Origin of the sequence: Paraburkholderia graminis C4D1M, assembly GCF_000172415.1 — a bacterium.
GTDB lineage: Bacteria > Pseudomonadota > Gammaproteobacteria > Burkholderiales > Burkholderiaceae > Paraburkholderia > Paraburkholderia graminis.
In genome coordinates, this window is sequence record NZ_ABLD01000020.1 from 29,227 (window position 1) to 42,313 (window position 13,087).

The 13,087-nt window shown below is 61.1% G+C and carries 8 protein-coding genes; 5 read left to right on the plus strand and 3 right to left on the minus strand.

Annotated elements, in window-relative coordinates; genetic code table 11:
* Nucleotides 1–83: 83 nt before the first annotated feature.
* From BGRAMDRAFT_RS24780 to BGRAMDRAFT_RS24790, 3 genes are all read right to left on the minus strand, one after another.
* The gene (locus BGRAMDRAFT_RS24780; protein WP_006051614.1) at nucleotides 84–2,174 is read right to left on the minus strand and encodes a glycogen debranching protein; all 2,091 of its coding nucleotides are present in this window, start codon (nucleotides 2,172–2,174) and stop codon (nucleotides 84–86) included.
* Complete coding sequence (locus BGRAMDRAFT_RS24785; protein WP_006051615.1) at nucleotides 2,161–4,659, minus strand: glycogen/starch/alpha-glucan phosphorylase; 2,499 nt, start codon at nucleotides 4,657–4,659, stop codon at nucleotides 2,161–2,163. Before BGRAMDRAFT_RS24785 ends, BGRAMDRAFT_RS24780 begins: the two co-directional genes overlap by 14 nt.
* 86 nt (nucleotides 4,660–4,745) lie before the next feature.
* Complete coding sequence (locus tag BGRAMDRAFT_RS24790; RefSeq protein ID WP_006051616.1) at nucleotides 4,746–7,142, minus strand: phosphoketolase family protein; 2,397 nt, start codon at nucleotides 7,140–7,142, stop codon at nucleotides 4,746–4,748.
* 294 nt (nucleotides 7,143–7,436) lie between these two features.
* Between BGRAMDRAFT_RS24790 and BGRAMDRAFT_RS24795 the strand changes: the two genes are divergently transcribed.
* From BGRAMDRAFT_RS24795 to BGRAMDRAFT_RS24815, 5 genes are read left to right on the plus strand one after another with little or no spacing between them, the layout of a single operon-like run.
* Nucleotides 7,437–9,773, plus strand: a complete 2,337-nt coding sequence (locus BGRAMDRAFT_RS24795) for a DUF3141 domain-containing protein (protein ID WP_006051617.1) — start codon at nucleotides 7,437–7,439, stop codon at nucleotides 9,771–9,773.
* 44 nt (nucleotides 9,774–9,817) lie between these two features.
* Entirely contained in the window at nucleotides 9,818–10,756 is a 939-nt protein-coding gene (locus BGRAMDRAFT_RS24800) for a phosphate acetyltransferase (RefSeq protein WP_006051618.1), read from the plus strand.
* A gap of 4 nt (nucleotides 10,757–10,760) precedes the next feature.
* Nucleotides 10,761–11,990: an acetate/propionate family kinase gene (locus BGRAMDRAFT_RS24805; RefSeq protein ID WP_006051619.1), complete on the plus strand. Its 1,230-nt coding sequence runs from the start codon at nucleotides 10,761–10,763 to the stop codon at nucleotides 11,988–11,990.
* Nucleotides 11,987–12,769 (plus strand): enoyl-ACP reductase FabI, encoded by a 783-nt coding sequence (gene fabI / locus BGRAMDRAFT_RS24810; protein ID WP_006051620.1) that lies wholly within the window; start codon nucleotides 11,987–11,989, stop codon nucleotides 12,767–12,769. The genes BGRAMDRAFT_RS24805 and fabI overlap by 4 nt, the downstream gene beginning before the upstream one ends.
* Nucleotides 12,770–12,801: 32 nt before the next feature.
* On the plus strand, nucleotides 12,802–13,062 hold the full coding sequence (locus BGRAMDRAFT_RS24815) for a hypothetical protein (RefSeq protein ID WP_006051621.1): 261 nt from the start codon (nucleotides 12,802–12,804) through the stop codon (nucleotides 13,060–13,062).
* Nucleotides 13,063–13,087 lie beyond the last annotated feature (25 nt).

Here is a 13,087-nt window from a genome sequence, read left to right on the forward strand (position 1 = left end):
CCCTCAGGTTGTACAAGGCAATGCAGCAATACATCGATATGGAAGTCGCTTTGCCGCCGACGGTCTTGCACCACTGCACCAATTCATCTCGATTCAAGTACGACCACACTGCGCGATTCGACGCGGCAGATACCGCGCTCGACGCGGGCCGTTTCAATGTTCGAAACGACTTTCGACGGCAGTTCCGCAGCCGTATCGACGAGCCGCCGCCAGTTCGCGTGGTCGAGCGCGGGAAGCTCAACATCGCGCCCGTCTGCGTTCATGTTGAAGATGACGTGCAACATGGGCTCGTCGAGCGCCTGTGCCGCGAGCGTGAACGCGACGAGGCGAGCCTGCGGGTCTCCCCATGAGGGCGCTCCGAGCCGTTCCCCGTGCCACGCCACATCGGGATGCGTTTGGCCATGCTCCGTACCGCCCGTGAAGAACCGGCGACGACGCAGGCTCGGGTGACGCTTGCGCAGCGCAATCATCTCGCGCACGAAACGCAGCATGTCAAGCGAGTCATCGGAGAAGCGCCAGTCCGTCCACGACAGTTCGTTGTCCTGGCAGTAAGCGTTGTTGTTGCCGCGCTGGGTACGCAGGATTTCATCGCCGGCGAGAAGCATGGGTACACCCTGGCTCAGCAGCAGGATCGCAATGAAGTTGCGCCCCTGCCGCAAACGCAGACGGACGATCGACGGATCGTTTGTGTCGCCTTCCTCGCCGCAATTCCACGAGAGGTTATCGTTGCTGCCATCGCGGTTGTCGTCGCCGTTGGCCTGGTTGCGCTTCGCGTCGTAGCTGACGAGATCGCGCAGCGTGAAGCCGTCGTGGCAGGTGACGAAGTTGATGCTGTTCACTGGCAGCCTGCCGTCCGCCTGGTAAAGATCAGCGCTCCCAGCGAGACACGTGCACATCTGGCCGATCATTCCAGGATCGCCGCGCACGAAGCGCCGGATCACGTCACGGTAACGCCCGTTCCACTCGGCCCACGCCATGCCCGGAAACGCGCCGACGTGATACAGCCCCGCCGCGTCCCAAGCCTCCGCGATCAGCGGCACGCGCGCGAGTACCGGGGAAGCTTCCATTGCCCACGGCAACGGCGGCGTACCTAGCAATGCACCGCCCTCGCCGCGCGTGAATACGCTCGCGAGGTCAAAACGAAAACCGTCCACGCCGAATTCCCGAACCCAGTACTCGAGACAACGCAGGATGAACGCCGACACCAGCGGATGATTGCAGTTGACCGTATTGCCGCAGCCTGTGTAGTCGAGATAACGTCCTCCTTGCGCCGGATCGACGTGATAGAAGACTTCGTTGGCGAGCACCTTGAAATTGATCACCGGGCCGCTCGCGCCCGCTTCCGCCGTGTGATTGAACACCACGTCCAGCAGCACCTGGATCCCGGCCGCGTGCATCGCATCGATGAACGCACGGAACTCCTGCGGCGCGCGCCCAGGTTCGACGCTATAGCCAGGATGCGGAGAGTAGAAGCTATGCGTGCTGTAGCCCCAGTAATTGACGAGGCCGATCGCTGCAGCCGGTGCAGGCACGTCCTGCTCATCGAAAGCCATCACCGGCAGCAACTCCACGTGCGTGATGCCCAAATCCTTCAGATAGGGGATTTTCTCGATCAGCCCCGAGAACGTTCCGGGGTGTTGAACGCCGCTCGACGAATCGCGCGTGAATCCGCCTACATGCAGCTCGTAGATGATCGCGTCATCGAGTGTGCGCACGCTCACGTCTTCGCGTTCGCCCAGCGGTTCGGTGACGATGGCTCGCAGCGAAGCATGCTCTCGCTCCCGTACAGCGGCAGCGGGCTGGCGGCGCCATCGCCGATCGCTGACCGCGCGCGCGCCGGGATCGAGCAACTCAAAACGGCTGCTGGCTTCGTCATCCAGTTGCGGAACACCATGACGGCCGTATGCACGCCACGTGTAGCAGCATTGCTCCGGAAGGTCTTCTATCAACACATGCCAGAAATAGAATGTGCGGTTTGTTTCGGGCGTTAGTCCGACGATCTGGAACGGTGCGATGCTATCCGGCGAAGCGTAAAGCAGCAGTTCCAGGCGAGCCGCGTGCCGGCAGAAAATACAGAAATTCACGCCGCCCGGCACGACCGACGCACCAGGCGGAAATCGTGAGCCGGGCCGCGCTACATAAGTACGCTGGCTATCGACGTTAGCGCTGCTCAAGGTCGATCCTCACTGCACGAGCGTTCCATATGCGCTCGCAATACTCACCTATCGCACGATCGGACGAGAACTTGCCCGATCGCGCCGTATTCATAATCGACATTCGCGTCCACCGCCTTGCGTCCTGCCACGCGTCGCTCACACGTTGCTGACACGCGACGTAATCCGCGAAATCGGCCAGCACGAGGAACGGGTCGAATTGCAGCAGACTGTCGACAAGCGGCCTGAATACATTCGGGTCGCCCCGCGAGAAGCGCCCCTGCGCGATCTGCGAAAACACATCGCTCAGTTCGTCGTTAGACTTCACATAGTCGGAAGGACGATAGCCGTCGCGCTTGGCCTGTTCGACCTGTTGCGCGGTCAAGCCAAACAGGAAGAAGTTGTCGGCGCCCGCTTCTTCACGGATCTCCACATTCGCGCCATCGAGCGTGCCGATGGTCAGCGCGCCGTTCATCATGAACTTCATGTTGCCCGTGCCGGATGCCTCCTTGCCCGCGGTTGAAATCTGCTCCGAGAGGTCCGCGGCGGGATACACCCAATGCCCGTTTTTCACGTTGAAGTCAGGATAGAACACGACTTTCAGCCGACCGTCGATTACCGGATCGTCATTGACGACTTCGGCAATGCCCGTAATCAGGCGGATCATCAGCTTGGCCATCGCGTAGCCCGGCGCCGCCTTGCCGCCAAAGATGAAGCAGCGCGGCGCGATGTCGAGCCCCGGATCGCGGCATAGCCTCCGATACAGACTGATTATGTATAACGCGTTCAGGTGTTGGCGTTTGTACTCGTGGATGCGCTTGACCTGGACGTCGAATAGCGCGTTCGGGTCGACGTCGATACCTGTTGCATCAGCGATACGCGCCGCCAGCGCCGCCTTGTTGTCGAAGCGCATTGCACGCCACGCCTCGTGAAAGCCGTCATCGTCGGCATGCGCGGCAAGCGCGTCGAGCTCGGTCAGGTCGGCTCGCCACTTCGCGCCGATAGTCCCGTCGAGAAGACCCGCGAGCCCCGGATTGCTCAACATGAGAAAGCGGCGCGGCGTCACGCCGTTCGTCACGTTGAGAAAGCGTTGTGGATACATCTCCGCAAAATCACGCAGCACCGTCTGGCGCAAAAGATCGGAGTGCAATGCCGCGACCCCGTTGACCGCATGCGCGCCCACCGTGGCGAGATGCGCCATGCGCACCTTCTTGTCGCCGCGTTCGTCGATCAGCGACATGCGCGTCGCGCGCGCGTCGTCGGCGGGAAAAGCACACCGCACGCTGTCGAGAAAACGGTGATTGATTTCATAAATGATTTCGAGCTGGCGCGGCAGCAGGCTCTGAAAGAGCGGCAGACTCCACGTTTCAAGCGCCTCGGGCAACAGCGTGTGATTGGTGTATGCAAGAGTGCGCTGGGTGATATCCCACGCCGCATCCCAGGAAAGTCCGTGCACGTCCAGCAGCAGACGCATCAACTCGGCAACGGCGATTGATGGATGTGTATCGTTGAGTTGCGCGGCAAACAGGTCGGGAAAGTGTTCGATCGATGTGTTCTTCAATGCCGCTAGCCGCAACATATCCTGCAGCGAACACGAAACAAAAAAATACTGCTGCGCAAGCCGCAGACGCTTGCCCGCCTCGGGCTCGTCGTTCGGATAGAGAACCTTGGACAAGGTTTCCGAAACCACTTTCTCCTGCACAGCCTCGTAGTATTCGCCGGCGTTGAAATCCTGGAAGTCGAACGACTCGACCGCTTCGCTCTTCCACAGCCGAAGTACATTGCAGGTATCGACACGATAGCCCTGCACCGGCAGGTCGCAGGCAACGCCCTTCACTTGCCGCGCCGGTATCCAGTTCACGCGGAGGCGGCCTTCAGCGTCGGTCTGCTGTTGCGTGTATCCGCCGAAGCCGATGTAGTAACTCACATCCGGCCGTACGAGTTCCCAGGGATTGCCGTTCTGCAGCCACTTGTCTGTCACCTCCACCTGCCAGCCGTCGCGGATAACCTGATCGAAGATGCCGAACTCGTAGTGGATGCCATAACCGATCGCCGGTATTTCCAGCGTGGAAAGCGAGTCCATGTAGCACGCGGCAAGGCGTCCGAGGCCGCCGTTGCCAAGTCCGGGTTCTTCCTCGATCGCAAGCAGCGCGTCGACATCCTGCCCCAGCGCATGCATCGCCTCGCGCGCTTCGTCTCCCATGTCGAGATTGAGCAGGTTATTGCCAAGCTGTGGGCCGATCAGAAACTCTGCGGACAGATAACAGGCGACCTTGACGTTTTGTGCGGCGTAGACTTTCGTCGACGCGGCCCAGCGCGCGAGCATCCGATCGCGCACACTGAAGGCAAGCGCCATGTACCAGTCGTGCGGGCTTGCAATGTCCGGATAGCGTCCTACCCGGCAAATCAGATTCCTGACTACGTCGTTCTGGAACGCGTAGGCGCTCACGTCGTGAGTGGCGCCTTGCGTATTCAAAGCCGCTTCCGCTACGGAAACCTCGTTCATGGTCTCGGCCCTCGTATTTCACGCCGGGGCGGGATCGGCCCCGGCTCCCGTTGGATCGCGCAACGCAGGTTCTATGCTCCGGACGGTCAATACGGCCACACCCATTCCGACAACTCCGGATTATCCGTACCGTGCTCATGCGCGTAATTCATGTTGAGGATGATCGCGTTCCTCATGTCTTCTCTTAGATGTGCGGTTCTGCCCTGCAGGCGCGGCACACGATCGAGCACGTCCAGCACCAGATTGAAGCGGTCGACCTTGTTGAGTATCGCGAGTTCGAGCGGCGTATTGATGTTGCCCTTCTCCGTGTAGCCGCGAACGTGCAGATTCTCGTGATTGCGGAATCGATACGCAAGCTTGTGAATCAGCCACGGGTAGCCGTGAAAATTGAATATCACGGGCTTATCGACGGTAAACAGGCTGTCGAATTCGCGCTCCGTCGAGCCGTGCGGATGCTCTGTCACCGGCTGCATTTTGAACAGATCGACTACATTCACGAAGCGCAGTTTCAACTCGGGCAGACGCTCGCGCAAAATGGCCGTTGCTGCGAGCGCTTCCTGCGTGGCAACGTCGCCGCATGAAGCCATCACCGCGTCGGGCTCCATGTCTTCGTCATTGCTCGCGCGCCGCCAAAGACCCATGCCTTTCGCGCAATGCACGACCGCTTCGTCGATAGTCGTGAATTGCAGGTGCTTCTGCTTGTCGGCGACGATGACATTGATGCAGTCGGTCGAGCGCAGGCACTGATCCGCCACGACGAGCAGCGTATTGGCGTCCGGCGGCAAATAAACCCGTGTGACCGAGGGACTCTTGTTAGTCACGAGGTCGATGAAGCCGGGGTCCTGATGCGAGAAGCCGTTGTGATCCTGACGCCATACCGTCGACGAAAGCAGGATATTTTCAGAGGCCACCGAAGCCCGCCACGGCACATGGTTCTTGCATACGTCCAGCCATTTCGCGTGCTGGTTGAACATCGAGTCCACCACGTGCGCGAACGCTTCATACGTGTGAAAGAAGCCGTGGCGGCCGGAAAGCAGATAGCCTTCGAGCCACCCCATCAGCGTGTGCTCCGAGAGCATCTCCATCACGCGGCCATCGCGCGACAGTTCGCCGCCGTCGTCGTCTTCGGGCAGCATGTCTGCCATCCACGCTTTCTTGCTGACTTCGTAAATCGACTGAAGCCGGTTCGACGCGGTCTCGTCGGGGCCGAAGACGCGGAAGGTGTCCATGTTGCAACGCATGGTGTCACGCAGAAACTGGCCAAGCGGCTGCGTGTTTTCGCGCAGCACATTGCCGGCGCGTGAAACTTCGACCGCGTAGTCGCGAAAGTCGGGCAGCTTCAGATCGCGGCGCAACAATCCGCCGTTTGCATGCGGGTTCGCGCTCATGCGGCGCGGGCCTTGCGGCGCAAGCTCGCGCAGTTCCGCAAGCAACCTTCCGGAGTCATCGAACAATTCGCCGGGCCTGTAGCCGCGCATCCAGCTTTCGAGCAGGTCGAGGTTCGCGGGGTTTCCCCTTACATCCGAGAACGGCACTTGGTGCGAACGCCATGACCCCTCGACCTTATGGCCGTTAATTTCCTTCGGCCCCGTCCAGCCCTTGGGCGTGCGCAACACGATCATCGGCCAGCGTGGACGCTCGGCATTGCCATCCGCGCGCGCTCTTTCGTGAATCGCGCGGATGTCGGCGATCACAGTATCGAGCGTGCCGGCCATTGTCTGATGCATCTGCGACGGGTCGGACCCTTCGACGAAATACGGCATATAGCCGTAGCCTTCGAGTAACGCCGCGAGTTCTCCGTGGCTGATGCGCGAGAGGATCGTCGGATTGGCGATCTTGTAGCCGTTCAGGTTCAGAATTGGCAGTACGGTGCCGTCGCGCGCGGGATTGATGAACTTGTTCGAATGCCACGCGGTCGCAAGCGGACCTGTCTCGGCCTCACCATCGCCGACCACGCAGGCCACGATCAGATCAGGGTTGTCGAGCGCAGCGCCATAAGCGTGCGCCAGGCTGTAACCGAGTTCACCGCCCTCATGAATAGAGCCGGGCGTTTCGGGCGTCACATGCGAGCCGATATGTCCCGGAAACGAGAACTGCTTGAAGAACTTCTGCATACCTTCGGCGTCCTCGCTTTTGTCCGGGTAGACCTCCGAATAGGTGCCTTCGAGATAGGCTGGGCCGAGTACGCCAGGCGCGCCGTGCCCAGGCCCGGCCATGAAAATCATGTCCAGGTCGTCGCGCTTGATCACGCGATTCAGATGCGCCCAGACGAACGAAAGCGCGGGACTTGCGCCCCAGTGCCCAAGCAGACGGTGCTTTACATGATCGACTTTGAGGGGTTCGCGCAAAAGCGGGTTGTCCTTGAGGTAAATCATGCCGACCGAGAGGTAATTGCACGCGCGCCACCAGGCGTCGATCCGCCTTAGTTCGTCGTTGGAGAGCGCGGTTGGGTACGAGGAGTCCGATGCTCGATTGCTGCTCATGCTGGTGTCTCCTGTGCGTGCAGCCTCGGCCCCAACAAACAGGCGAGCGGCTCTACACAATAGAGATAAACGCCGGACAGGCGACAGGCAATAGGACCTTAGGCCGATGTTGGCGGGCAGCCAACCTGCTCCATTACGCCGTCGGCTGCCTGCCCGCCGCCGGGCCGGCAGGCAACCAGCGGTTCGCGTGTAGGACCATGGTCCAATTGCCACAGTCGGGCGCTGCCTTCAGCATTCAAACCGTTGGCAAGTCGCGCCTCGTTGGTCCCGCTTTTCAATGTCGAGGTCCATCTCATGGACGGAGCAAAGCAGTTTTCACGCAGTCGGGACATCAATGCAAAGGTTGCCCGCATTTTGACGAAACGCAGCGCGGTCGCACACGAGCATCTGACAGAACGCGTGCGCACCGCGTCAGGTGTCGATCGCGACACTGCAGCCGCGCCGACCACGCGTGCGCCAACGCCTTGGGACACATGGTCTTACGGGCTCGACATCATTCAGCGGTCGGTCATGTTTCTCGATACGCTGCGTGAGCGCGGGACTGCGTATCGCGAGCGGGCCCGGCAGGATCCGAAACCCGTGTTGCACTTCGACTACGAGTCTGTTCTCGACGGTCGCCAGTTCGAAAGACCCGTCAACTACGCGCTGCTAAAAATCAAGCCTCCCGAAGGCGTGATCGTGGACCCGCGCAAGCGCCCTTACCTCATCATCGATCCGCGCGCCGGCCATGGCCCGGGCATTGGAGGCTTCAAGGACGACTCACAAGCCGGTGTCGCGCTGCGCGGGGGACATCCGGTGTACTTTCTCATCTTCTTTCCCGATCCAGAACCGGGCCAGACATTGCTCGACGTGTGCGCCGCCGAGCAGCAGTTCGTGAAGCGGTTGCGCACGCTACACCCCGACAGCCCGAAACCCGCGCTCGTCGGTAATTGCCAGGGCGGGTGGGCCGCGATGATGATCGCGGCGTCAGACCCGGACGACACCGGCCCGATCGTCATCAATGGCGCGCCGATGTCCTACTGGAGCGGTGCGTGGAGCGAAGGCCAGGGCGATAACCCGATGCGCTACGCCGGCGGCATACTCGGAGGCTCGTGGCTTGCGTCATTTGCCGCGGATCTCGGAGCCGGAAAATTCGACGGCGCTCATCTGGTGCAGAACTTCGAGAGCCTTAATCCGGCGAATACGCTGTGGGACAAGTACTATCACCTCTTTCACAACGTCGATACCGAACCGCCCCGCTTTCTCGACTTCGAACGCTGGTGGGGCGATTACTATCTGATGAACCGCGAGGAAATCGAGTGGATCACGCACAACCTGTTCATCGGAAACAAGCTCTGGTCTGGCGATGTGAGAGGATCAAGCGGCAAGGCATTCGATCTGCGCGAGATCCGCTCGCCGATCATTCTGTTTGCGTCGCTTGGCGATAACATCACGCCGCCGCAACAGGCATTTAACTGGGTGGCGGATCTGTACGGCAGCACCGAGGAGATCAAGGCCCGCGGCCAGGTGATCGTCGGACTCATGCATCAGGACATCGGCCATCTCGGCATCTTTGTATCGGGCAAAGTGGCAAAGAAGGAACACACGCAGATCGTCTCAGTGCTGGAAGCCATCGAATCTTTTGCGCCCGGCCTCTACGGAATGTCGATCACCGAACGGAAAGACGCAAACGGCGAAACCGAATACGAGGTCGAGTTTCGAGAACATCGGCTCGAAGAAATCGCGGCGCATTTCAACCGCTTCGAGCGCGAGGACGAAAAGCCGTTCGAAGCCGTCGCGCAACTTTCCGAGTTCAACCAGCGTGCGTACGAACTGTTCGCCCAGCCGATCGTGCAGGCCATGTCGAACGAAACGACCGCGCGGCTGCTTCGCGAATTTCATCCGTTGCGTTTGCAGCGCTGGGCGTTCTCGGATCTCAATCCCTGGCTCGCGTGGCTGCCATCCGCGGCGAGCGCGGTGAAGACTCATCGCCAGCCCGCGGAAGCAGACAACCCGTGGCGCGCGATCGAGCAAAGCGGCTCGCAAATGATCAGCGCATCGCTCGATTACTATCGGGAGATGCGCGATGCAGGTACGGAGGCAACATTCTTCACGATCTACGGCAACCTGTTCTCGCTCTATCTCGCTGACGCTAAACCTGCGGCAGAAAGCGGGGCCAAAAGCGGGACCGGGCCCGACAGTGACCCTCGCGATTTGCCGTTCGTCAAGGAAGCGCTCGCGTCGATCCGCGAAGGGGGCTACACGGAAGCAATCGCACGCGCGGCCGCCCTGCTCTCGCGCAAAGGCGAGCCATTGCCGCTTTCGCGGCTCGTCACGCGCAAGGAACTGGCTCAGGCGTACGCGAGCTATCTTCCGGATCTGCCTGCCGATCAGTGGCGGCGAATTCGCGGTGAGCAGGAAATCATCGTCAGCTTCGAGCAGGATGAGGCGATTGCCACGTTGCCGGTACTTGTCGCCGACAGGAAAGATCGGGCGCGTTTCATCACGCTGCTAGACGAATTGTTGAAAGACGAACGCGTACAAAGCACCGGTCCGACTGAAGCGCAGCGGGCCATGTTCGATCGCATTCGCCAGGCACTCACGGCGAAGCCCACGCCGGGCCGCTCCGTTGCTGCGCTCGCGCGGCCATAGTCCGCCAGCCTGATGCACACGTTCCTGTTTTGCATGGAGCCTCAATGGAAGCGAAGCACAGCAAGTACCAACGACTCATCGAGCACTGCAAAAGCTTGCCGCCGATGAAAACGGCGGTCGCGCATCCGTGCGATGCGAGCTCGCTCGAGGGCGCTGTCGAAGCGGCGCGGCTGGGGCTCATCGCGCCGATACTCGTGGGGCCGGTCGAGCGTATCGAAGCCGCAGCCGCGCTGGCCGGCGTTGCGATCGCCGGCTTTGCGCTCGTCGATGCCCCGCACAGCCACGCCGCGGCAGCCGCCGCAGTGCAACTCGTGCGCGAAGGCAAGGCAGAAGCCCTGATGAAAGGCAGCCTGCATACGGACGAACTGATGGGCGCGGTGGTGAGCCGCGAGTCGGGGCTGCGTACCGAACGGCGTATCAGCCACTGCTTTGTCATGGACGTCCCGCTGCTCGAGCAGGCGCTGATCGTCACCGACGCCGCGATCAATATCGCGCCCACACTCGACGTGAAGATGGACATCTTGCAGAACGCGATCGACCTGGGTCACGCGTTGCAATTCGAGCAAGTACGCGTGGCGATTCTGTCAGCGATGGAAACCGTGAATCCGAAACTGCCTTCCACGATAGAAGCCGCCGCGCTCTGCAAAATGGTCGATCGACGTCAGGTGACGGGAGCGTTGGTAGACGGTCCGCTTGCACTGGACAACGCGATCAGTGTCGAAGCGGCCCGGATCAAGCAGATCGATTCGCAGGTGGCGGGCCGCGCCAACGTGCTGATGGTGCCCGACCTCGAAGCCGGCAACATGCTCGCGAAGAGCCTGTCGTTTCTCGCTGGTGCGGATGCGGCGGGTATCGTGCTGGGCGCCCGTGTGCCGATCGTGCTAACCAGCCGCGCCGACAGCTTGCTGACGCGCCTCGCCTCATGCGCAGTGGCGGCCCTCGTGGCAGACGCCAGGCGCACGAGCGACAAGGTGTTGAGGTAACGCCATGCCGGATGTCATTCTGGTACTGAACGCCGGTTCGTCCAGCATCAAGTTCCGCGCCTTCGGCGTAGACGGTGCGACGATGCATCTCGTGCTGCGCGGTCAGGTCGACGGTCTCGGCACGGCGCCACGCTTTATCGCCGTAGACAGCGACGGCAACACGACAACCCGCGACTGGGACGCCGATCCAACGCTCGGACACGAGGGCGCAATCGAGCATATCGGCGGCTTCCTGCGAAGCTACGGCGGAGGATATCGTCTGATCGCCGTCGGCCATCGTGTCGTACACGGCGGCCAGATGTACTCGGGCCCGGTGACGGTGACGCCCGCCGTTCTCGACGAACTGGACAAGCTGGTGCCGCTCGCACCGCTGCATCAGCCGCACAACCTGAGTCCGATACGCATCATCGCGCGAACTCGGCCCGATATCCCGCAGGTAGCCTGCTTCGATACGGCGTTTCATCGCTTGACACCCGAGGTCGCGCAGGCTTACGCGCTACCCTCGGCGATCACGGAAAGAGGCGTGCGCCGTTATGGCTTTCACGGCCTCTCCTATGAGTACATTGCGAGCGTGCTGCCTCGGATCGCACCGGCCGCGGCAGCAGGCCGATGCGTCGTAGCCCATCTCGGCAACGGCGCCAGCATGTGCGCGATGGTGGGCGGCAAGAGCGTCGCGAGCACGATGGGCTTCACCGCCGTCGATGGCCTCCCGATGGGCACACGCTGCGGCAATCTGGACCCAGGCGTAATTCTCTATCTGATCGATGCACTGAAGATGGAGAAGCAGGACATCGAAGATCTGATCTACCGGCAGTCGGGCCTGCTTGGCGTGTCCGGTATTTCGAGCGACATGCGCGCACTGCTCGCGAGCGATGCGCCACGCGCCCGTTTCGCAGTCGATATCTACACGTACAGGATCGCCCGTGAACTCGGCTCGCTAGCGGCCGCGATGCACGGCATCGACGCGCTCGTTCTCACAGCCGGCGTGGGGGAAAACGCCAGCGCGATTCGCGAGCGCATTGTGCGCGACGCCGCATGGCTCGGACTGGAACTCGACCCTGCGGCAAACGAGTCGGGCGGCCCCTGCATCAGCGCTGCGTCGAGCAAGGTATCCGTCTGGGTCATCCCGACCAATGAAGAACTCATGATAGGGCAACACACACTCGCGGCGATCCATGCCGCCGGCTCAGAGAGCGAACGTACGCCCGACCGGACCCGAAGGATACCTCCATGACATCCGCCCCGCCGCAGCCGATCCTGAGTGGCGCGAAAGCGCTGGTCACAGGCATTGCCAACGAATATTCGATCGCGTACGGATGTGCGAAAGCGTTTCGCGAGCTGGGCGCGGACCTCGCGATTACCTATGCCAACGAGAAAACAAGGCCCTATGTAGAGCCGCTTGCAACGGCCCTCGGTGCATCGATCTTCGAGCCGCTCGATGCTTCGAGCGCGGCCGAGCTTGCGGCCGTGTTCGAGCGAATCGACCGGGAATGGGGCAACCTCGATATTCTCGTCCATTCGATCGCGTGGGCGCCCAAAAATGATCTGCAAGGACAGTTGATCGACAGTTCGAGCGAAGGCTTCGCGAGTGCAATGGACATTTCGTGCCACTCGTTCGTGCGCATGGCCCGCCTTGCCGCGCCTTTGATGAAAAACGGCGGCACCATGCTCACCATGAGCTATCACGGCGCAAACAAGGTAGTGCCTTCGTACAACATGATGGGACCCGTCAAGGCCGCACTGGAAGCCTGCGCCCGTTACCTTGCATATGAACTCGGCCCGAAGGGAATCCGCGTTCACGCCATTTCACCGGGGCCGCTCAAGACGAGAGCCGCGTCTGGCCTGAAAGACTTTGATCTGCTACTTACGGAAGCTGCGCAACGCGCGCCGCTGGGCGAGCTGGTCGACATCATGGATGTTGGGTTTACCTGCGCCTTTCTGGCGACGCCCTACGCCCGGCGCCTGTCCGGAGAGACGCTGTATATCGACGGCGGCGTCAATATCATGGCCTGACCGCCGTATCGATTCCACTAAGGGAGCACTTTATGGCTGATCTGTGGATGGGAAACGTTGAAGACAATACTTCGGATGACGAAATCAATGATTTCCTTATCAAATACGGCTTTCCGCCATTCGATCGGATCCACCGCTATCACGGAACGGGAGCGCGGCCCGCGATCGTGCTCAGCTTCAGCGGCACGTCGCCGGATGCGTTGCGCAATCTGCAGGCCCGAGTCCACAACATGTTCTGGAAGAGCCGGCCCATTGTCGTTCAGGTCATGCCGGAGCGCGCCGACAGGTCGTAGAAGGTAAGCGGAACGGTATGTGACT

Coding starts and splice junctions, on each gene's coding strand:
- BGRAMDRAFT_RS24785 (WP_006051615.1), bottom strand. CDS start 4,659: ATGAACGAGGTTTCCGTAGCGGAAGCGGCTTTGAATACGCAAGGCGCC.
- BGRAMDRAFT_RS24790 (WP_006051616.1), bottom strand. CDS start 7,142: ATGAGCAGCAATCGAGCATCGGACTCCTCGTACCCAACCGCGCTCTCC.
- BGRAMDRAFT_RS24795 (WP_006051617.1), top strand. CDS start 7,437: ATGGACGGAGCAAAGCAGTTTTCACGCAGTCGGGACATCAATGCAAAG.
- BGRAMDRAFT_RS24800 (WP_006051618.1), top strand. CDS start 9,818: ATGGAAGCGAAGCACAGCAAGTACCAACGACTCATCGAGCACTGCAAA.
- BGRAMDRAFT_RS24805 (WP_006051619.1), top strand. CDS start 10,761: ATGCCGGATGTCATTCTGGTACTGAACGCCGGTTCGTCCAGCATCAAG.
- fabI (WP_006051620.1), top strand. CDS start 11,987: ATGACATCCGCCCCGCCGCAGCCGATCCTGAGTGGCGCGAAAGCGCTG.
- BGRAMDRAFT_RS24815 (WP_006051621.1), top strand. CDS start 12,802: ATGGCTGATCTGTGGATGGGAAACGTTGAAGACAATACTTCGGATGAC.